15 protein-coding genes are annotated in these 21,475 nt (G+C 62.3%); 6 read left to right on the top strand and 9 right to left on the bottom strand.

The window, feature by feature from the left end:
- Positions 1-276 precede the first annotated feature (276 nt).
- From R3D65_RS00235 to R3D65_RS00200, 8 genes are all read right to left on the bottom strand, one after another.
- Positions 277-1,833, bottom strand: a complete 1,557-nt coding sequence (locus R3D65_RS00235) for an inorganic phosphate transporter (RefSeq protein WP_371273223.1) — start codon at positions 1,831-1,833, stop codon at positions 277-279.
- A gap of 116 nt (positions 1,834-1,949) precedes the next feature.
- Positions 1,950-2,396, bottom strand: a complete 447-nt coding sequence (locus tag R3D65_RS00230; RefSeq protein WP_371273222.1) for an NUDIX hydrolase — start codon at positions 2,394-2,396, stop codon at positions 1,950-1,952.
- A gap of 202 nt (positions 2,397-2,598) precedes the next feature.
- Complete coding sequence (gene gpt / locus R3D65_RS00225) at positions 2,599-3,096, bottom strand: xanthine phosphoribosyltransferase (protein WP_371273221.1); 498 nt, start codon at positions 3,094-3,096, stop codon at positions 2,599-2,601.
- A gap of 102 nt (positions 3,097-3,198) precedes the next feature.
- Positions 3,199-4,107: a histone deacetylase family protein gene (locus R3D65_RS00220; RefSeq protein ID WP_371273220.1), complete on the bottom strand. Its 909-nt coding sequence runs from the start codon at positions 4,105-4,107 to the stop codon at positions 3,199-3,201.
- Between the two features lie 44 nt (positions 4,108-4,151).
- Positions 4,152-6,833 (bottom strand): GNAT family N-acetyltransferase, encoded by a 2,682-nt coding sequence (locus R3D65_RS00215; RefSeq protein ID WP_371273219.1) that lies wholly within the window; start codon positions 6,831-6,833, stop codon positions 4,152-4,154.
- Between the two features lie 211 nt (positions 6,834-7,044).
- Entirely contained in the window at positions 7,045-7,881 is an 837-nt protein-coding gene (locus tag R3D65_RS00210) for a universal stress protein (protein WP_371273218.1), read from the bottom strand.
- Between the two features lie 180 nt (positions 7,882-8,061).
- Positions 8,062-8,901, bottom strand: a complete 840-nt coding sequence (locus tag R3D65_RS00205; protein WP_371273217.1) for a universal stress protein — start codon at positions 8,899-8,901, stop codon at positions 8,062-8,064.
- A gap of 132 nt (positions 8,902-9,033) precedes the next feature.
- On the bottom strand, positions 9,034-9,786 hold the full coding sequence (locus R3D65_RS00200; protein WP_371273216.1) for a competence/damage-inducible protein A: 753 nt from the start codon (positions 9,784-9,786) through the stop codon (positions 9,034-9,036).
- Positions 9,787-9,957: 171 nt separating this feature from the next.
- Between R3D65_RS00200 and wrbA the strand changes: the two genes are divergently transcribed.
- The 3 genes from wrbA to R3D65_RS00185 all read left to right on the top strand — a co-directional run bounded on the left by wrbA (position 9,958) and on the right by R3D65_RS00185 (position 13,490).
- Positions 9,958-10,557, top strand: a complete 600-nt coding sequence (gene wrbA, locus R3D65_RS00195) for an NAD(P)H:quinone oxidoreductase (RefSeq protein ID WP_371273215.1) — start codon at positions 9,958-9,960, stop codon at positions 10,555-10,557.
- A 123-nt stretch (positions 10,558-10,680) separates the two neighbouring features.
- On the top strand, positions 10,681-11,646 hold the full coding sequence (locus R3D65_RS00190) for an alpha/beta fold hydrolase (RefSeq protein WP_371273214.1): 966 nt from the start codon (positions 10,681-10,683) through the stop codon (positions 11,644-11,646).
- Positions 11,647-12,368: 722 nt separating this feature from the next.
- Positions 12,369-13,490: a hypothetical protein gene (locus R3D65_RS00185; protein ID WP_371273213.1), complete on the top strand. Its 1,122-nt coding sequence runs from the start codon at positions 12,369-12,371 to the stop codon at positions 13,488-13,490.
- A gap of 89 nt (positions 13,491-13,579) precedes the next feature.
- Here R3D65_RS00185 and R3D65_RS00180 read toward each other — a convergent pair whose 3' ends face one another.
- Positions 13,580-16,816: a DUF4214 domain-containing protein gene (locus R3D65_RS00180; RefSeq protein WP_371273212.1), complete on the bottom strand. Its 3,237-nt coding sequence runs from the start codon at positions 16,814-16,816 to the stop codon at positions 13,580-13,582.
- A 732-nt stretch (positions 16,817-17,548) separates the two neighbouring features.
- On the opposite strand from R3D65_RS00180, the gene R3D65_RS00175 reads away from it, so the two are divergent.
- The 3 genes from R3D65_RS00175 (at position 17,549) to R3D65_RS00165 (ending at position 21,474) form a co-directional block, all read left to right on the top strand.
- On the top strand, positions 17,549-19,162 hold the full coding sequence (locus R3D65_RS00175; protein WP_371273211.1) for an ABC transporter substrate-binding protein: 1,614 nt from the start codon (positions 17,549-17,551) through the stop codon (positions 19,160-19,162).
- A gap of 281 nt (positions 19,163-19,443) precedes the next feature.
- Entirely contained in the window at positions 19,444-20,400 is a 957-nt protein-coding gene (locus tag R3D65_RS00170; RefSeq protein WP_371273210.1) for an ABC transporter permease, read from the top strand.
- A gap of 12 nt (positions 20,401-20,412) precedes the next feature.
- Positions 20,413-21,474 carry an ABC transporter permease gene (locus tag R3D65_RS00165; protein ID WP_371273209.1) on the top strand — a complete coding sequence of 354 codons (1,062 nt, stop codon included), beginning with the start codon at positions 20,413-20,415 and terminating at the stop codon, positions 21,472-21,474.
- Position 21,475: the final 1 nt, after the last annotated feature.

The raw sequence follows: 21,475 nt of genomic DNA, 5'->3' as shown, positions 1-21,475 counted from the left end.
ATGGAAGACAGCACGCTTGACATGGCGCGCCCACGCCCGAACTCCGAACTTGAGGTTTATAAAAAGTGACTCGCCGGGACCGGTCAAGCACTCGTTCCTTGAAACTTGTGTGACGCTACATCTTGTATGTGGGAGGGTGTGGATAACGGGGAGGGCGCCGGAAATTATCCACCGCTTCGCGGTTCTGATCGATGCGCGCCGTTTCATTGCCCATGGCCGCCGCTGGCCTGGACCACGCGGCGGCAGGTCGCGCTTTGGCATGCCAGGGCCGCAACCTCAGGAGAACAGTCGCAGCACCGTGAAGATAAGGGCCGCCAGCACGGCAGCCGCCGGAACGGTGATGACCCAGGCAGCGGCGATCGTGGTCGCATGGGTCCTGCGGACCAGCCGCCGGCGCATGATCTCGTCGCGCGCGACCGGATTTTCCTCGCTTTCCTCGGCCGCTTCCCAGGCCTCTTCGAACACGCCTGCAGCGGCCTTGCGTTCGGCCCTGAGCTTGCCCTGCTTGCGCTCCAGATAGGCGCGGCGGCGCTTGGATTTTGCCGTGTACCATTCGCGGAAGAAGCCCACGCCGAACACCGCGCCGACCGCGATATGCGTGGAGGAAACCGGCAGGCCGAGCCAGGAGGCGATGATCACGGTGATGGCCGCCGACAGCGCCACGCAATAGGCCCGCATCGGGTTCAGCTTGGTGATCTGTTCACCGACCATGCGAATGAGCTTCGGGCCGTAGAGCAGCAGGCCCATGGAAATGCCGATCGCGCCGATGACCATGACCCAGAGCGGGATGCCGACCTTGGCGGCCACATCCCCCTCCATCGCCGTGTGCACCACCGCAGCCAGCGGTCCCACGGCATTGGCCACATCGTTGGCGCCATGGGCGAAGGAGAGCAGGGCTGCCGAGAAGATGAGCGGCAGGCGGAAGAGCTTGCGCAGAGACTGGTTGCGGTTTTCCAGTCCTTCCGATTGCTGGCGGATCAGCGGATTGACCACCGCCCAGGCAAGGATGGCAACCGCCAGGCCCAGAAACAGGATGGAGGAACCGGGCAGGTGGACGATCTTCTTCAAGCCCTTCATCGCCAGATAGGCAGCGAAGGCACCGGCCATGATCGCGATGAGGACGGGCACCCAGCGGCGCGCGGCTGCGATCTTGTCGTCCTGATAGATGATGAACGATTTGATGAAGGCGAGAAAGGCGGCCGCAATGACGCCGCCCAGCAGGGGGGAGACGACCCAGCTCGCGGCGATCGCGCCCATCGTCGGCCAGTTGACGGAAGCCATCCCGGCCGCGGCAATGCCCGCGCCCATGACACCGCCAACCACGGAATGGGTGGTCGAGACGGGGGCGCCGATCCATGTGGCCAGATTGACCCAAAGCGCCGAAGAGATGAGCGCCGCCATCATGGCGGCAACGAAGATGTCCGGATTGGCAACGGTTGCCGGATCGATGATACCCTTGGAAATGGTCGAGACCACGTCCCCGCCGGCAATCAATGCGCCGGCGCTCTCGCAGACCGCTGCAAGCACCAGCGCCCCGCCCATGGTCATGGCGCGCGAGCCGACGGCAGGGCCGACATTGTTGGCCACGTCGTTGGCGCCGATGTTGAGCGCCATGTAGGCGCCTATGGCGGCCGCGGCGATGACGGTCAGCGCGCCGGCCCCAGAACCCGCATAGAGGGCTGCAAAGACAGCCGACAGTGCAAGAAAGGCGAGCGCCACGCCGGGCGCCACGAGCCCGCGCGAAAGCGTGACGGTGGCTTCCTCGATCCGGGAAAGCTTGCCGAGATCCTTGTCGAGCGTATGTTTGCGAAGCGGCGGCTTATCCCCGGCCATGATGGCTCCCGGTTCTGGTTCGGTATCGATCCCGGTCGCCTTAGCGCGCCCCTGCGCCTTGCCGCAAGGGGGCTTGTCACAAAACTGTCACATACCGCTGTCCGCGGCTGCGCCCGTCAGGGATTTCCCGAGAATCCCGCGATCAGTTCGGCGAGATCGGGTTCGTCCACAAGCTTGGCCGCCTTGGCCGGCGGAAACCACTTGCGCTCGCGTTGCCCGAATTCAGGCCACACCTTTGCCAGTCTCCGCACACGGATCGGGAAAACGTGAACCTCGCAGCGGCGCATGACGCCGTTGCGCAATACCTTGTCATAGTAATAGACGCCGGCCTTGTCGTCTTCCGGCCGGCCTTCGACCCCCGCTTCCTCGGCAGCCTCGCGAGCCGCGGATTCGCTCAGCGTCTCGCCTTTTTCCGGCCAGCCCTTGGGCAGAACCCATCGTCCCGTCCCGCGGCTTGTGACCAGCATGATCTCGATCCCCTTGCCGGACTTTCGCCACGGCAGGGCAGCAGATTGCAGGGCAGCCTCCGGACCGCCGAGAATGCGTCGAACACCCTCAAGCATTTGTACACGCGTCTGGTTTGTAATCATGCATCGAAGATAGGCGGGTTCTTTGAAGATTCCAGCGAAGAACGACCTTCTAGCCGATTCCCGTGACGTTTCCATGACAAAAACAATTCAGGGTTGCTGAAATACCCGCGCGAACGGCATGCCTGGCAGCATGATCCGGACCGGGAAGGTCGAATCACCTTTTCCGGCGCCATTGTCAGCCCTTGTGGCCGTCGGATATGGGCTGCTGGTAGGTAAAGCCCATGTCCCAGGGGAAGTAGATCCAGGTATCCTGGCTGACCTCGGTGACGAAGGTATCCACCAGCGGCACGCCTTTCGGCTTGGCATAGACGGTGGCGAAATGGGCGCGCGGCATCATGGCGCGCACGATCGCGGCCGTCTTGCCGGTGTCGGTCAGGTCGTCGACGATGAGCACGCCTTCGCCCTCGTTTTCCATGATCGCCGGCGAAACGTCCTTCAGCACCTTTAACTCACCCTGTTCGGTATAGTCGTGGTAGGACGCGATGGAGACGGTCTCGATCACCCGGATATTCAGCTCGCGCGAGATGATGGCGGCCGGAACCAGTCCGCCACGGGTGATACAGACGATGGCGTGATATTTTTCCGCCTTGCCCGACAGCCGCCAGGCCAGCGCCCGGGCGTCGCGGTGGAACTGGTCCCAGGATACGGGAAATGCTTTTTCGGGCAGAGACATTGCCTGGCCTCTTCATGCTTTGAACAACGGGTCGCAGGCAGATAGCCCGAAAGCGGCCCGGCGGGCAAGGCGCATCGCCCGCCCGCCGCGCCACGAGGGGCGTCAGCCGAGAAGCGCCTTGAGATGCGCCACGACCGAGCGCGCCAGCGCCCCCGGTTCATAGCCGCCCTCCAGCATCGAGAGCAGCCGGCCCTGCGCATGGGTCCGGGCGATGGCCGCCAGTTCCTCGGTTATCCAGCCATAATCGGCCTCGGTCAGCTTGAGGCCGGACATGTCATCGAGGACATGCGCGTCGAAACCGGCGGAGACGAAGACGAATTGCGGCCGGAAATCCTCCAGTGCCGGCAGCCAGTGCTGGCGGATCTGCTTGCGGAATTCCGTGCCGTCCGCACCCGCGGAAAGCGGCACGTCGACGAGGTTTCGCGTATCGGATTCATGCCCTGTATACGGATAGAAGGGGTGCTGGAAGGAAGAGCAGAACAGGACCCGTTCGTCATTCTTGAAAATATCTTCCGTTCCGTTGCCGTGATGGACGTCGAAATCCACGATGGCCACGCGCTCCAGGCCATGGGTTTCCAGCGCATGGGCCGCCGCCACGGCAATGTTGTCGAACAGGCAGAAGCCCATCGCCTTGGCATATTCTGCATGATGGCCTGGCGGCCGGACGGCGCAGAAGACCGGGTTCGATTCGCCACGCATGATCAGGTCGACGCCCATGACACCGGCGCCGGCGGCCCTGAGCGCGGCCTGCAGCGTGTCCTTCGACATCACCGTGTCGCCGTCGATCTCCACCGAGCCTTCGCTGGGGGCCATGTCGAAGACGCGGTCCACATAGGCCGGATCGTGTGCCCGCCCCAATTGCTCGCGTGTGGCCAGCGGCGCATCGTAGTGGCGCAGCACGAAGTCGAGGCCCGACATGATGATCTGGTTGTTGATCGCGTAAAGCCTGTCGGCATGATCGGGATGATGGGATCCCGGATCATGCAGCAGGCAGTCGTTGTGTGAAATCATTCCGAGCATTTGTGTCCCCCCGGTTTGTGCCGGCCCGCACGTATCTACAGCCAGCGTTCCACAATCATGATGTCCCGCTCGTCCGGCGAGCGGCGCATGGTGAAGCCCAGTCCTTCCATCAGCCGCAACATGCCGCGGTTTTCCGCCAGCACGGTGCCTTCCATGATCGACAGGCCGCGTTCGCGCGCCTCGTCCATCAGCGCCTGCATGAGGCGTGTGCCGATGCCCTGACCCTGCACCTTGTCGGAAACGACAATGGCGAATTCGCAGGTCTTGCCATCCGGATTGACCGCATGGCGCGCGACGCCCACCTGGGTCGGTTCGCCGTTCAGTTCCGTGATCGCGATGAGCGCCATTTCGCGCGCATAGTCGATATGGGTGAAACGGGCGAGCATGGTCGGAGTCAGGTCGTTGAGCGCATGCATGAAGCGGAACTTGCGCGCCTGATCCGACAGGTTGTGCACGAATTCGCGTTCGCTCTCGGCGTCTTCGGGCCGGATTGGACGGATCAGCAAGGTCCGGCCGTCGGGCAGCAGGTCCTCGCGTTCCAGGTGCCGCGGATAGGGCGCGATGGCGACATGCTCGTAGCGGCCCTGGGTGGCCGGCGGCCGCGAGACGCGGATGCGCGCATCGACCGCGACGACGCCTTCGGGGCCGGCAAACAGCGGATTGATGTCGAGTTCCTCGATTTCCGGTATCTCGCAGACCATGTCGGATATGCGCATGAGAACCTGGATGACGGCTTCGCTGTCGGCAGCCGGAGCGTCGCGATAGGCTTCCAGAAGGCGCGAGACACGGGTCCGGCGGATCAGCCTGCGGGCGAGCACGGCGTTCAGCGGCGGCAGCGTCACGGCGCTGTCCTCAAGGATTTCGACCATCTTGCCGCCCGCGCCGAAAACGATGGTCGGCCCGAACACCGGGTCGCGGCTGGCCCCGGCAATGAGTTCCCGCCCATGCGGCATGTCGACCATGGCTTCCACGGTCACGCCCCTGATCTCGGCATCGGGACGGGCCGCCTTTGCGTTTTCCATGATGGTGCGGACCACGGTATGCAGCGTGCCGGCGCTGTTCACATTGGTGCGCACGCCGCCGACATCGGACTTGTGCGAGATCTGCGGCGAATTGATCTTCACGGCCACGGGAAAGCCGACGGTCTGGGCAGCCACCAGCGCCTTGGCCGGCGTCTCCGCCTCGATGGTGGTGTTCACCGGAATGCGGAAGGCCCGCAGCACGGCCTTCGATTCGAGATCCGACAGCATGTCGCGCCCTTCGGCCAGCACCTGCTGGATGATCATGCGCGCGCCCTGCAGATCCGGCGGCTCCAGATCCGACAGGGGGCTTGCCAGTTCCAGCGCCATGCGCCGGTTCAGTTCGTGACGCGAGAGATAGAAGAAGCCCTCGATGGCGCGCTCCGGCGTCATGAAATCGGGAATGCCGTTGGATGAAAGGAGTTTGCGCGCCTCGCTGACCGTCGTTTCTCCCATCCAGCAGGCCAGGATCGGCTTGCGGTTGCGTGGCGGAATGGCATCGAGAACCGCCTGCGCCGCCTCCACCGGCCCCGTCATCGCCTGCGGCGTCAGCAGGACGAGAACGCCGTCGAAAGCCCTGTCGGCAAGGGCCGCCTTCACGGCCGCTCCATAGGCCTCCGGGCCGGCATCGCCGAGAATGTCGATCGGGTTGGCCTTGGACCAGTATGGCGAAAGCACCTTGTCGAGCGCGTCGATGGTTTCGGCAGAAGGCGAGGGCACGTTGATCCGCATGTCGCCGGATCGGTCTGCGGCCAGCACGCCCGCGCCGCCGCCATTGGTGATGATGCCGAGATTGTTGCCCGCCGCCCGTTTTCCGGCCGACAGGATTTCGGCCGCCGCGAACAATTGGCCGTAGGTATGGGCACGAACCGCGCCGGTGCGTTCCAGCGCCGCGTTGAACACGGCATCCGAGCCGATGAGCGCGCCGGTATGCGTGTGGGCAGCCCTGGAGGACTGGTTGTGCCGTCCGGCCTTGAGCACGATGACCGGCTTGATCTGGGCGGCCACGCGAAGCGCGGAGACGAAGGAGCGGGCATGGCGCACACCCTCGACATAGAGCAGGATTGCATCGGTCCTGGGGTCGGTGGCCAGGAAGTTCAGCACGTCGCCGAAGTCGATGTCGACCGAATTGCCAAGCGACACCATGGCCGAGAAGCCGAGATCCTGTGGCGCTGCCCAGTCGGCGATCGCCGAACACAGCGCGCCCGATTGCGAGACGAGCGCCAGGCGGCCTCTTGGCGGAGCGGACTTGAGAAATGTCGCATTCAGGTTGAGCCAGGGCCGTACGATGCCTACGCAATTGGGACCGACAAAGCGGATACCATAGCGCCGCGCGATCTGTGCGAGTTCGGTTTCGCTGGCATGGCCGGCATCGCCGGTCTCGCCAAACCCGGCAGAAAGGATAACGACGTGGCGGATGCCCGCTTCGCCGCACTGGCGCAGGATCGTCGCCACCGTCTTGCCCGGCGTCGCGATGACGGCGAGATCGATTTCGCGCTCGGCGGCGGCGATCGTGGCAAAGCACGGCTTGCCGAGCACCGTGTCGTGTTTCGGATTGATGGCGATCAGGTCGCCTTCGAAACCGCCGTCCACGAGGTTGGCGAAGACCTTGGCGCCAACGGAATCGCTTGATTCCGAGGCGCCGAAAACGGCCACCGATTCCGGATTGAAGAGGGGGGAAAGCTGTGTTGGGCCCATGACTGGATATCTTGCCGGTGCCTTGCCCGGCCTTTCATTCGCGCGCAGGTTTGTGGGCGAATGCCGATCGGCCCCGCCCGGTTCCCTGCCATTATCGGTTTTTGTCATGACAGCCTGATCTCCCCCCGGACGATCATGAGAAACGGAAGACAAACAAGGGATACCGGCGCCTGCGCCTTGGCAAGCGCCGGTATCCGCTTTCATGTCGGCATCAGCGCGACATCAGCGTGATGCAGGGCATGGATTCCAGCACGGTGCGGGTAACGCCGCCGAAGAGGCGTTCCGTCCAGCGCGCATGCGAATAGGCTCCCATGACCAGAAGGTCGGCCTGCGTGTCGGCCAGCCTGTTCTCGATGATGGCGGAAACCGGGATGCCGTCGGAAATCTGCGTTTCCGTCTTCACGTTTGCGCCATGGCGGGCGAGCACGGAAGCAATCTCGGCCCCGGCGAGCGCCGGCGTCTGGTCCTCGCGCTTCGGATCGACGGTGAACACCTCCACCTCGTTGGCGCCCATGATGAAGGGCAGTGCGTCGAAAGTGGCGCGGGCCGCTTCGCGCGTGCCGTTCCAGGCCACCACCACGCGATCGATCCGCGAGGGAATTTTCGCCGCATAGGGAACGGCCAGCACCGGACGTCCGCTCTCGAAGATCACGCGCTCGACCTCGGCGTTCAGCTTGGAGGACCCCTTGCCGTCCGCCTGGCCGGCGATCACGAGATCGGCGCAGCGGGCACTGTCGATGACGGCGCCCGATGTGTCCATGCCGCGGGTGGAGGCCGAGCGCCATTCGCTCAGCACATCCTCGCGCGCGGCACGGTCGCGAAAGCGCGCCGCCATCGTGTCCATGCGCTCCTCGAACCGGTCAGCCTGCTGCACCGCCTGGTTCATTTGCGCGTAATAGGCCGGGGCGGCAACGGCCGCGCGATCGGGCTCTGCGTGAAATCCGATCAGATGGGCGCCGAACAGACGGGCGATCGGAAAGGCCGCATCGAGAACACGGTCTTCGTCAGCAGGGGTTTGCAGGAATGCCAGGATTGTCTTGTAGCTCATCGTGTTCTCCTTTGCGCCGCGACCCTTTCCCCACGAATGTCTGTCAGGTCCGGCTCTTCGGCGGCAGAATGGATGCCGCACTGCACAATTGCCTTGATGTCGGTCAAGACCCGCAGGCAATCCGCAACAAAAAACCCGCCGCATGGCGCGGCGGGCTTGAGGATCGTCAGCGGCGCCGGATCAACGCGACATCAGCGTGATGGCGGGCATCGACTTGAGCACGGTGCGCGTCACGCCGCCGAAAAGGCGCTCGGAAAGACGCGAGTGGGAATAGGCGCCCATCACCAGCATGTCGGCCTGTGTATCGGCCAGACGGTTCTCGATGATGGCGGAAGCCGGCACGCCGTCCGAAATCTGCGATTCGACCGAAACCTCGACACCGTGGCGCGCCAGCACCGCGGCAATCTCGGCGCCGGCGACGGCGCTGCTCTGGTCGGCATTGTTCGGCGGGTCGACGGTGAATACTTCCACCTTGTCCGCCTCGCGCAGGAAGGGCAGGGCATCGAAGGTCGCACGCGCCGCCTCGCGTGTTCCGTTCCAGGCAACCAGCACACGGCCGATATTGGAGGGCATGCGCGCGGCGTAAGGCACGAAAAGCACGGGACGGCCGCCTTCGAACAGCAGGGCTTCCACATCGTCGGCAGGCGCTGCCGCATTGCCGGGCTCGGGCTGGCCGGCGATCACCAGGTCAGCGCAATAGGCCGAGGAAAGCGCCGCCACGGCGCTGTCGCCGATGAAGCTCTCCATGTCGCGCCACTCCAGCGAGACGCCGGCGGCACGGGCCTTTTCGGTCATTTTTTCCTTCAGTTCGCGGGCGCGTTCGCGACCTTCCTCGATATTGGTTTCCAGGACGCCGGCATCGGGAAAGCCGATCGGCGTGGCATAGGCGGCCGCGCTCGGCTCGGCATGAACGGCAATGATGTGGCTGTCGTTCTTGCTGCCGACGAGGATGGCCGTATCGAGCACCCGGGCGCCGGTTTCCGCATCGGGAATGATCGTGACGATTGTCTTGTAGGTCATGGGGGCGGTCCTCTCCCTTAATCGGACCCGGCAACGTCCCGTTCGGGCGGTCCGGTGTCCCTCGTTCGAGGGTAACCATGCTTGGCCGGTCTTCCAAGCGCCTTGATCGGCGTCAATTGCCCGGTATCGACACTACATGTTCGGGGCGCCCGCCTCGATGCGTCCCTGAACCATGGCCTCGACCGCCGCGACCGCCGGCGCGAGCATGTCTTCCGACCGTGCCCGCACGACGATATCGGTCCAGAAGCGCGTGCCTTCGTATTTGGGGTAAGAGCCGATGATCGTGCCGGGATGGTCCTTCTGGATGGCGGCCAGGCGGTCGCCGATCGTGCCCTCGCCAAACGGGCAATGAACAGACCGCGAAATCAGCCGCGTGCCGGTCTTCAGCGTCGGCATGACGTTGTCGAGCATGGCCTGGAAGATGGACGGAACCCCGGCCATGACATGCACGTTGCCGATGACGAATCCCGGCGCCACCGAAACCGGATTGTCGATATGGGCTGCACCGCGCGGCATTCGCGCCATCCGCTGGCGTGCCGGCGTGAAGTCCATTTCCCGGCGCGCATAGTGGGCTGCCAGCAAGGCATGGGCTTTCGCATCGGTCTCGCATGGCACACCGAAGGCCGCAGCGATGGCGTCGGCGGTGATGTCGTCATGGGTGGGGCCGATGCCGCCGGAGGTGAAGGTGTAGGTATGGCGGTGACGCAGCGCGTTGACGGCCTCCACGATGGCGTCCTGTTCGTCGGCAACGACGCGGATTTCCTTCAGGTCGATCCCGGCGGCCGTAAGCATGTCGGCCAGATGACCGGCATTCCGGTCCTTGGTTCGCCCGGAAAGGATTTCGTCGCCGATCACCACCATGCCGGCCGTTACAATGTCGCCCATGCCCATCACTCCTCTGGAAGGCGGGGAAAATCGGCGATAGCGCCCTGCGAGGCAAGTGCCAATTCCGGTGAACGATGCGTTGTCTGTCGTTCACCTTCTCCTTTTGCCGGTCAGGCGTATCTGTAGCCCGATTGCGGGCGGAATGCCCGCGCGAGATGAAAGGATTACGGAATGACCAAGGTTCTGGTTCTCTACTATTCGAGCTGGGGACATATGGAAGCCATGGCGCAGGCTGCGGCAAAGGGCGCGCGCGAAGCCGGCGCGGATGTGACAGTCAAGCGTGTGCCGGAACTGGTGCCCGAGGATGTGGCAAAGGCGGCCCACTACAAGCTTGACCAGGATGCGCCGGTCGCCGACCCGCTGGAACTGGCCGACTATGACGCGATCATCTTCGGCGTGTCGACGCGCTTCGGAATGATGGCGGCGCAATTGAAGAATTTTCTCGACCAGACCGGGCCGCTCTGGGCCAAGGGGGCACTGGTCGACAAGGTTGCCTCCGTCATGTCGTCAACCGCCACGCAGCACGGCGGCGCCGAACTGGCGCTGATCTCGACCCAGGCCGCGTTGCAGCATCACGGGATGATCGTCGTGCCGCTGTCCTATGCCTATCAGGGCCAATCCGGCAATGACACGGTGCGCGGCGGCGCTCCCTATGGCATGACGACAACGAGCAACAGCGACGGTTCGCGCATGCCGAGCAAACAGGAACTGGAAGGCGCCGAATTCCAGGGCCGGCGCGTCGCCACCATTGCCGCGCGGCTGACGGCCTGACCATGCCATGGCGCAAAGCCGGGATGAATTCTCCCGGCTTTTCGTGTCTTCATGCATTGCAGGGCGGGCGATCATGGGCCACATTTCCGGCAAACGCATCCGGAGACAGGGAAACCGGTTTTCATGGCCTCTCCCCTCTTTCTTTCCACCATGCTCGGGCTCCTGGCCGTGGCGCTGCATGTCTGGTGGTATGCACGCAAGACCCGCGGCATTGCGCAATTCGCTGAAACGATGGTGCCGCCGACCGGCAGGTTGATCACGGTTGGTGGGCGTGAATTTCATGTCGAGGACCGGGGGCAGGGGCGGCCCGTTGTCTTCATTCATGGCCTTGGCGGAAACCTGCACCATTTCGACATACCGCTCTGGCCATCCATGGGACAGGGCTACCGCCTGATCGCCATCGACCGGCGCGGTTCGGGCTATTCGCAGCAGGACTGGGGCAACGACGGCGCAATCACCACCCATGCGAGGGACATAGCCGCCATTCTGGACGAACTCGGCGTCGGGAATGCGCTTTATGTCGGCCACTCGCTCGGCGGGGCGGTGGCGCTTGCGGCCGCGCTCACGACACCTGAGAAGGTGGCAGGGCTGGCCCTGATCGCGCCGCTCACCGTCTTTTCACCGCAAATCGCACCGGAGTTCCGCCCGCTTTACATCCGCTCGCCCCGCCTGCGGAAATTCATGGCGCGAACCTATGCCATTCCCGCAGCGGTCAAGGCGACGGAACAGACCCTCGATTTCGTCTTCGGTCCGCAAAAGCCACCGGATGATTATGCGGTCGGCGGCGCGGCCTTGACGGGCGTCCGGCCGTCCCACTTCTACGCAACATCCACGGATCTCGTCAGTCTCGAACAGGACATGCCGTCCGTCGAGGCCCGTGTGGGGGAAATCCGTGTGCCCGCCGCCGTCCTGTTCGGCACATCCGATCGTGTGCTGGACTACAAGCGCCATGGCCTTTCCATGGAAAAGCGCCTGCCGGGCTGCGAAGTGCGCCTTCTCGATGGCGTCGGCCACATGGTGCAATATTCCGCCCCCGAGGCCACGGCGAATTTCATCAAGTCACTGGCGGCACGCGCGCTCCACGCTTGATGGTATCGCCAGGGCGCGCGGCACGCGTGCGACGACGGGACGAGCGCGGGCAGCAAAGCCGCGCGATGTCGTCTCCGGATTGCAACGTCATGGAAAATGGTGCGGACGGCGGGACTCGAACCCGCATGGCCAAAGCCGAGGGATTTTCATACCAGCTACGGCTTTCGCCGCCGCCCTGGGGGCGTTTGTGGTCTGGACTATACCTTCACCGTAGCGCATGGCCTTAGGTGCTGCCCGTCTAGTCTCTACACCTTCCGGATGGCCGGCTTGGCTCGGGATCGCCATCTGACAGGTTTCCCCGAATTTGAGCAGTTCTGCATCCGGCGTTTCCGCCGAAGCACTCAATTTGCGTTCAAGTCCCTTGTGTCTACCGGTTCCACCACGTCCGCTCGCGAATATCTGCTAGCAGATTGATACCGCCCGCTCAATTGCAGACTTCGCGGCAATCACACATTGTGACATGGCTCCAGCCCGGCCCGCCATCGCCAAGCGACTCATATCGTGGGTTGCTTGTCAAGCGTGCAATGGTGCCAATGCCAAATGATTGTTTTTCCTAACAATAACGACACTTGTCGAAGGCGGGTTTCATGAACCATGAACGGGTTTGATCTGGAGGCGTGAAGACGTTTAAACCGGGGCACGGTGGTGGCCGGTCTGCATGACCTGCGACCGGATCAAAACTGAAGACTGTCTCGAATTGAAGTGATGGGCGGCAAATTGACATGAAACGAACGATTATCGGGAACCTCGCTGCGCTCGGCCTCGTCGCCGCGTCACCTCACACCGCGTCAGCACAGTCGGTCCTGGAACGCGTCCTGGGGCAGATAGACAATGCGACCAATCTGGCTCCCGTGAATGGTACCTATGCCAATATCGCGGAGAATCTTGGCGGCACTGGCGTCGTCGAGGCGTCCGTTCCCGGTCAGGTCGAGCAGAACAACACACTGGATCAGAGCGAGCTGGTCCTGATCGGCTACATCTATCTGCAGGACACGAACGACGCTGTCGAGATCACCGGCTCAACCGGTGTCGGCCCGGACATCCGTTTCGGTGACGGCGATGCCGTCTACGGGGTCGCTGGCGCAGACGGGGTGAAGCTGACGAATGTTGCCTATATCGATGATGGCGTCGGCCCGGGATCAGGGTATGTCATCTCGACTGTGCCGGGCAGCGATTACAGCACTGAAAATGCAGGCACCAACAAGATCGCAACGGGCTCCGGTGCCATTGTGGATATCGGAATCAGCATCCCTCTGGGCGCCAACCTGTTTTCTGTCAGCGGTGATTCCTTTGGTGCGACACTGACGAACCAGCCCATCCTGGACAACGTTTCGCTCGACGTCGCTGTCGAGTTGGTGGACGGAATGGTGCCCGCATTGGTCGAGGTCAAGGGCCTTTATGGCATTGACGGTTCGATCAGCAACACCGTCACCGGCGTCACCGAAACCACCGCCGTGGCTCTTGCCGGTGTGGCTTCGGCAACGGAATCGCTGATGCCGACCCTGGATTTCGGCAACATGGCGACAACGGCGCTCGGCGCCGTGAATACCGGAGAGATCACGCTCGGCGTCAACTCGACCGTGGATGAGGCCAAGAGCACCACCGCGAAAGCGATATCGGCGGCGCTGGAGCAGGTTGGCAGCTCGGTGGATACCGGTGCAGTCGTCGTCAATGTGGCATCCAACATGAGTGCTGTCGACGGATCCATCAGGAACGCGATGGTCCAGGTGAACGGAACCATCGGAAACCTGTCCACCACCGCGCTTGGTGCCGTGAATACGGGAACCATCGTTTCCGGGGTGAATGCAGCGGTGTCGGGCATTGTGGGGAAAGCCGGCCAGTAGCCGTTGTCTGCCCGCCGCAAGAGGCCGCCGCGCCAGGGCGCAAGGGGCCAGCGTCCGGAAAGCGCGCTGGCCCTGCCGCGTTCGTGACGTCAGAGAATGTGATGCTCGTCGGCATTGAACATCAGGTCCTGCTGGCCCATGTCTGCCACAAGCCCGATGTCGGTGCCGTCATAGGCATACCACTCCGACCCGAGTTCGCGGGTCGTGGCCTTGAAATACAGATAGCCGCCCTGCACGAAAAGGTCGCTTGGTCCCGATGAACCGTCGCCTTTCAGGATGTCCGCGACGAGTTCGGCCTCCTGCCCGTCAAAGGCGTAAAGCTCGGCTCCGGTTTCTTCGGTGAACGCGGAAAAGTAGATCTTGCCGCCGAATTCCACGAAACCGCTGTTTTCCCCGGCATCGGACGAGCCGCTACCCGAATTGATATCAGCGGCCACAGTGACGTTCGTTCCGTCATAGACCAGCAGTTCGAAATTGCTGGCCGTGTCAACGCGGCCGGAGAAATACAGCTTTCCACCATATTCGATCGCGCCACCGCTAAAGAGATTGCTGCTGCCGCCACCGGCGAAGACGTCGATCACTTCCAGGGACGTACCGTCGAAGACAACGACCTCCTGCCCGAAATCCGTTCGTGCGGAAAACAGGATGCGATCTTCGAACGTGAAAAACCCGTTCTGTCCGGCACGCGACGAACCGGTGGCATAGATGTCGAACTGCTCGACATCGGTTCCGTCATAGGTCCACAATTCGCTGTCACCGGTCTCGTCGGTAGCGCCGAAGATCAGGAGACCGTCGAGGATGGCGTACTGGAAGCCATTGAAGGCGAAGGCGTCGCCGGAACCGGCATTGATGTCCGCCACGAGTTCCACGTCGGTCCCGTCATAGGCATAGAGTTCATTGCCAAGACCGTCGATATCCAGATCGAAAATCAGCTTGTCGCCCAGCGAGATCAACCCGGTATTCCTGCCAGGCGCAGCCCCTGTGGTGTCGGGTGTCTGCTCGAACACCATCTCCACGCTGGTGCCGTCATAGGAGAAAAGCTCATAGCCCGAACTCGTGCTGATGGCGGAAAAGAAGAGCTTGCCGTCATGGTTGGCAAAGCCGCTGCCGAACCCGACATTGGGATCGGCGCCGCCACTGCGGATGTTTTCGACAAGCGTGACATCCGTGCCGTCATAGCGGTACAATTCGTAGCCGACGCCGGAGCCCTCCATGCCGAAATAGAGATCGCCATCGTAGACGGCGTGCCCATAGGTGAAGGGGCGGCTGGAACCGGTTCCGGGAATGAAGTCGCCGATCAGTTGCAGGCCGCCGGGGGTCATCAGGTAGGGCTCGTAGCCCAGGGCAGGGGTCGCGATTCCAACCAGGGTCATGCCATCGTAAGCCACAGGGTTGCTGCTCTCGACGCTGCCGTTCACATTCCCGAACAAGCCGATATTGGTGAGGTTCGTACCGTCATAGGCAAACAGCTTCGTGTAGCCGTCTTCCCAGGCATCGAAGATCAGCCGACCATCCACGACCTCGAAAATCGATGTCGAGGATGTGCTCCAGCTCGCACCGGGCGATATGTCGAATGCCAGCGAAGCGACGCTGCCATTGTACTGGTAAATCTCGTAGCCGGTGACGGGCCGGTATGCCGAGAAATAGAGGATGTCGTCGAGCACCGCAAAACCGGTCGGTTTGCCAGCAAATGAATCCGGCGAATTGGGCTCTATGTCGCTGACCAGTTCGACGGTCCCGTTGCTGTAGCGGAAGAGTTCGGCGCCGGTCGACGCCGTCCGTGCCGAGAAATACAGGTCGCCGGCATAGTCACCCCATGCCTGTTCGATGTTGTCGAACGCACCGGCCGCACCGGGTTCAAGATCGTATGTGACGATATCCGTGCCATCGTAGCGGCGCAGTTCCAGCCCATTGACGGGATCGTGGGCGGTGAAGAAAAGGTAGCCGTCATGCGTGGTGAGAATTCCGTCCTCATTGGGCAAGCCATTCCCGGGGCCGGCGTCGATGTCGGCAACCATGGTGGCGGTCTGGCCATCGAAAGACCACAATTCGCGGCCGCTGCTGCCGTCGTCGGCTGAGAAGAAGAGCTTGTTGTCGTAGAGGATGTAGCCACTATAGGCGCCGATATTGGCCGAACCCGTCCCGGGATTGATATCGGTGACGCGTTCTATTGTATTGCCGTCGAAGCGGTACAGTTCCTTGCCATGCGTGCCCGTGACTCCTTCGAAATAGACAGCCCCCTGAAACTCCACAAAGCCGCTCAAACCTCTGATTTCATAGTCGGTTTGCATGCCGGCGGCAGGTCCGGGCGCGATTTCGCCCACCAGTTCCATGGTGCTGCCGTCATAGCTGTAGAGTTCCGGACCGGTGACGCCATTGTAGCCGACGAAGTAGAGTGTGCCTTCATACTCGATATAGCCGTAGAGGGTTCCAGGCGTATAGATGGCCGGCAGTCCGGCACCCGGGGTCACGGGATCGAACGACTTGCCGAGGAACTCGGCAAGGTAGGTGGCGGCGCCCGTTTCCGCATAGGTGTAGAAACCGCCATCAAGCATGGCAAAGCCGAATTCCCCGGCCTGGCCGGAATCCGTACCCGGCTGGATATTGCCGACGGGAACCAGTTCATCGCCAACCAGCGTGGCCAGTTCCTGCCCCATGCCCGGTTGATCGACGGCAATGACAAGCTGGCCTTCGGCCGGGGAGGGATTGGGCGGCAGCAGACTGCCTTCGAAATCCTCGGCACCCAGAAAGCCATTATACGCAAACTGCACGATGGCGTCGTTGCTTCTCGAAATGAATTCAACGGATTCAGTGAACTCGATCACGAGCTGTTCCCGGGTCAGAACGGCAAGCTGCCCGACCCAGTAGTTCAGGCCGCCCGGATCGGGTTCCCGGCCCAGGATGTTCCTGTACAGATTGGTCGTGAATTCCAGGTCTGTCGGATTGGTGCCGTAGCGTTCGGCGAATTCGTCGGTTCGTGTCGGGTCGAGCCAGTCTTGAATGCTCGTGATGAGATTGTTCTTGTCCGTCTCCAGCGGATTCGACTCCAGCACGTGACGATAGACGTCACTCCAATAGGTCAGACCTCCGTGGTCGGGCTTCCTGCCGAAAACGCCCTCATACAATCGCACCACGCGGAAGACGACACCCGTCATTTCGTCGCTGGACAATAGCGCGTTGAAAATACTCTCATAACTGCTGCCGGCCGTGCGCATTTCAAGCGCATCGAGCACTTCCTGGCCAGTTGCCGGCCGGTGCAGTGTATATTCGTAAAGCCGCTGAATGTTTTCTTCCGGGCTATGAGAAAAAATATTATGAGCCGCCATCGTCCCATCCCTCTTAAGCCCCACCTAATGTTAATATGACAGGAAATACATTGGCAATGGGACTGACCATAAACTTCGCACCATCTCTGATCCGAACCGCGAAGGGGTCTCGGAAGCCGAGGCGGATGGCAGTGCCTTTGCCCATGCGGCCGGTTCCGCGTGTCTTTGCCCGACATGAAGGGCTGAGCGGTTTGCGCCGGGCACGCAACCTTGGAATTTGCAACCGGGAGTAGTTTCCATGCGCCGATTCGGCTATCCGGAGATGAAGAAAATGCGTTGCATCAAAAATGCAGTTGAGCGCGTCGCGACTTTTCGTATCTCAGGTTGAACACTTGCAAGAACTTGCAGTCCGCGGGACAGGCAGCCCCATTCCCCTCCGTCAGCGGATACGGCATGGGCCCTTCAAGCCATGGACGATGAAAGAAAAGAAATAAGGCAAAATAATTGACCTGTCGACATCGCAATCAAAAGGAGAATATATTTGTTGAGAGGCTTTTTATAAGTAAAACTACGGCATGTTATTCTTGTGAATCTGGAATGCAAAATCGGTGCCATGCGAATTTCCGGTGGCGAATTATAGTGTTGCACTGGACGTTTGATCTCTCACATGCTTCCATCGGGTCAGCACGAATTCATTCCGGGGCCATGGTGCGTCATGGGCCGGACCGCTTCAACGTGCACCATGCGGCCGCCTGGCCGGCCGCCAAGCCAAAGGGAACCGAAGGAGGAACCATGTCAAAGGGATCCGATCAGCAACTTATCGACCGCATTGCGCAGGAGGCGCGGCTGGGCCGCGTGTCGCGCCGCGAGTTCATGTCCTGGACGATGGCCGCCGGCCTGACTGCATCCACGGCCAGCGGCCTGTGGACGACCACGGCCCATGCCCAGGCGCCCAAGCGCGGCGGAACGTTCCGCTGGGGTGTTCATGACGGCAACACGTCCGATACCCACGATCCTGGCACCTATGTGACCCGCCAGATGATCTTCCTGGCGCATCAGTATCGTAGCTATCTGACGATGATCAATCCGGACAATTCGCTCGGACCGGATCTCGCCACCGAATGGTCGGCGACGCCGGATGCCGCCGAATGGACCTTCAAGCTCAACGAGAATGCGACCTTCGCCAAGAGTGGCAACAAGGTTACGGCGAAGGATGTCGTGGCATCCATCAACCATCATCGCGGCGACAAGACGACGTCCGCGGCCAAGGCCCTGCTGACCGACGTGACCGACGTGAAGGCCGATGGCGATCATGCTGTCGTCGTCACCCTGGCGCGCGGCATTGCCGACCTGCCGTGGCTGATGACCGACTACCATCTGGCCATCTGCCCGGCCAATGACGACGGCACGATCGACTGGCAGTCGGGCGACGGTTGCGGCCCCTACAAGATCGACAATGGCGAATTCGGCGTCAGCTGGTCGCTCAGCCGCAACGAAGGCTGGCACGGCGAGGGCGCCTATTTCGACAAGGTCGAGATGATTATCCTCAACGATCCGAATGCGCGCCAGACGGCGCTCGTCACCGGTGATGTGGACTGTATCTCGCTGGTGGAGCTCAAGACGCTGAGCCTTCTGGAGCGCAATCCGAACATCAAGGTGGACAATGTGCCCTCGGGCGCGGCGATCACCATGCCGATGTTCTGCGACACCGCGCCTTTCGACAATGTCGACGTGCGCAACGCGCTCAAGCTCGCCATGAACCGCGACGAGATCGTCGAGAAGATCGCGTTCGGCGCCGCCACCAAGGGCAACGATTTCCATCTGTCGCCCGTGCAGCCCTACTGGCCTGAAGACATCCCGCAGCGCGAGTACGATCCGGATCAGGCCAGGTCGCTTCTCAAGAAGGCCGGTGCGGAAAACCTCTCCGTCAGCCTCTCGACCGCCGACAGCGTCTTCTCCGGCGCCGTGGACATGTGCGTCCTTTATGCAGAGCAGGCCAAGCAGGCCGGCATCAACATCAAGGTCGTGCGTGAGCCCAACGATGGCTATTATTCCGACGTCTGGTTGAAGAAGCCGTTCACCGCCGTTTCCTGGGGCGCGCGTCCGACGCCGGATGTCATGTTCACGCTCGCCTACAGCAAGGATGCAGCCTGGAACGAGAGCCATTGGAAGAATCCCCGGTTCAACGAACTGCTGCTGATGGCCAAGTCGGAGCTGGACGATACGAAGCGCGCCGAGATGTACCACGAAATGTGCATGCTCATGCGTGACGATGGTGGAACGATCATTCCGTTCTTCAACAACTTCGTCTTCGCCCGCCGCTCCAACGTCATGCATGGCGACCAGCTGGCCGCAAGCTGGGCCTGTGACGGCGCACGCGCGCCGAGCCGCTGGTGGTTCAGCTGACAATGACCCGCGGGCAGGGGGCATGCACCCCTGCCGCGCAAGCCGATACGCCCTGGCCGCAACACGCGGCCGGGGCATTCCCGTGGCGGCCAAGCAGCCTGTGCCTTCGGGCGGCGGGCTTGCCGTGACGCAGGGAAAGGGGCAGTCTTTCCGGGGTTCACAACGCAATCCCAGTGAAAGTGGACACCGGACCCGCGCCTGCAGGCGCGGGAAACAAGAAAATGGAGCGCCTGCCGGCCTGGCCTGGCAAGGGACGCTCCGGAAAGAAGGGACACTCGGTCATGGGGGACATCGTATCTCTTGTCGCCAAGCGGCTCGGGCTCGGCCTGCTGACGCTTTTCGTTGTTTCAATCCTGATCTTCTTCGCCGTCGAACTGTTGCCCGGCGACATTGCCGAGGCGGTCCTGGGGCAGAGTGCGACACCTGAAACGGTCGCTGCGCTGCGCGAACAGATGGGGCTGAACCAGCCTGCGGTCGTGCGCTACCTGCAATGGCTCGGGGGAGCCGTGACAGGAGATTTCGGCACATCGCTCGTCTCGGGAGAGCGCGTGAGCGCGGCCATCGGGCCACGTTTCATGAACACGCTTTTCCTGGCAACCTATGCGGCCGTCATCGCCGTACCGTTCGCCATCATTCTCGGCGTCATCGTCGCCCTGTGGCGCAACACGGCCTTTGACCGCGTCGCCAACGTGCTCACGCTGACGTCCATCTCGTCGCCGGAATTTTTCCTCGGCTACGTCCTCATCCTCTATCTGGCGGTGCGTACCAATGCATTCCCGGCCATCGCCAGCCTGCAACCGGGCATGAGCTTCATCGACATCCTGCACCGCACCTTCCTTCCGGCCCTGACCCTCGTTCTGGTGGTGACGGCGCACATGATGCGCATGACGCGTGCCGCCATCATCAACCTCCTGTCATCGCCCTATATCGAGATGGCAAGGCTGAAGGGCGCGCCGGCCTGGAAGGTGATCACGCACCACGCCTTGCCGAATGCCTGGGCGCCGATCATCAACGTCGTTGCCCTGAACCTGGCCTACCTGATCACCGGCGTCGTCCTGGTCGAGGTCGTGTTCGTCTATCCGGGCGTCGGCCAGCTTCTGGTCGATGCGGTCTCGAAGCGGGATTTCCCGGTTGTGCAGGCCTGCTGCCTGATCTTCGCCGCGACATTCATCCTGTTGAACCTGCTGGCGGATGTCGGGGCGATCCTGACGAACCCCCGTCTGCGGCATCCGAAATAAGGGAGGGCAGCCATGAACATGTTTGTCATCGGCTATTACAGCCTTCTCATCGCCGCATCCTGCGTCGCGGCCTATTACAAGCGGCGCGAACCGTTCCTGATCCTGTTCGGGCTGACGCTGATTTCCATCGTCGTCGGCATTGTCGGCGGCATCGGCGGCTTACGTGCCATCACCATTGGTGTCGGCGCCCTGGCGCTGGCCGCGGGCATGGCCTACGCGTTCAAGGAATTCCTCGTCATCCTCACCCCTGAACGCATTTCGAAGGAATTGCGGACAGCACCGCTGACCGCCAGCTTCGGCATGTTCGTCATCTTCATCTATGCGGTTGCTGGGATTTTCGCCCCGGTCATCGCGCCCCATGGCGAGGCCGAAGTGATCGCATCTTCCTTCGCGCCGCCGGACCAGAACATGCTGCTCGGCGCCGACCAGCTCGGCCGCGACATGTTCAGCCGCATCATCTTCGGTGCGCGCAACTCGGTCGGCCTGGCCCTCGTTGCAACCGGCCTTGCCTTCTTCATGGGCGCGCTGGCCGGCCTTCTGGCAGCCACCAGGGGTGGCTGGTTCGACCAGGTCATGGGCCGTGTTGCGGACATCGTGATGTCGGTGCCGTCGCTCATCTTCGCGCTGCTCATGCTGTCGATCTTCGGCACCAACCTGCTGGTGATCGTCATCGTCGTCGGCGTGATCTATTCGCCGCGCGTCTTCCGTCTCACCCGCGCCGTGGCCGGCAATGTCGTGGTCATGGACTATATCGAGGCGGCAAAGCTGCGCGGGGAGGGAACGTGGTATCTCATACGACGCGAAATCCTGCCCAATTCGACCGCACCGCTGATCGCCGAATTCGGCCTGGAATTCTGCTTCGTCTTCCTGCTGATCGCCGGCCTGTCCTTCCTCGGTCTCGGCATCCAGCCGCCGACCGCCGACTGGGGCTCCATGGTGCGCGAGAACGCAACGCTGATCTCGTTCGGTGAAATCACGCCGCTCATCCCGGCCGCGGCCATCGCGCTGCTCACCGTCGCGGTGAACTTCGTGGTCGACTGGATGCTCTATCGCTCCTCCGGCTTGAAGGAATGAT

This window comes from Zhengella sp. (assembly GCF_041397485.1).
Classification (GTDB): Bacteria; Pseudomonadota; Alphaproteobacteria; order Rhizobiales; family Rhizobiaceae; genus Zhengella.
This window is presented reverse-complemented; position numbering and strand designations above follow the sequence as displayed.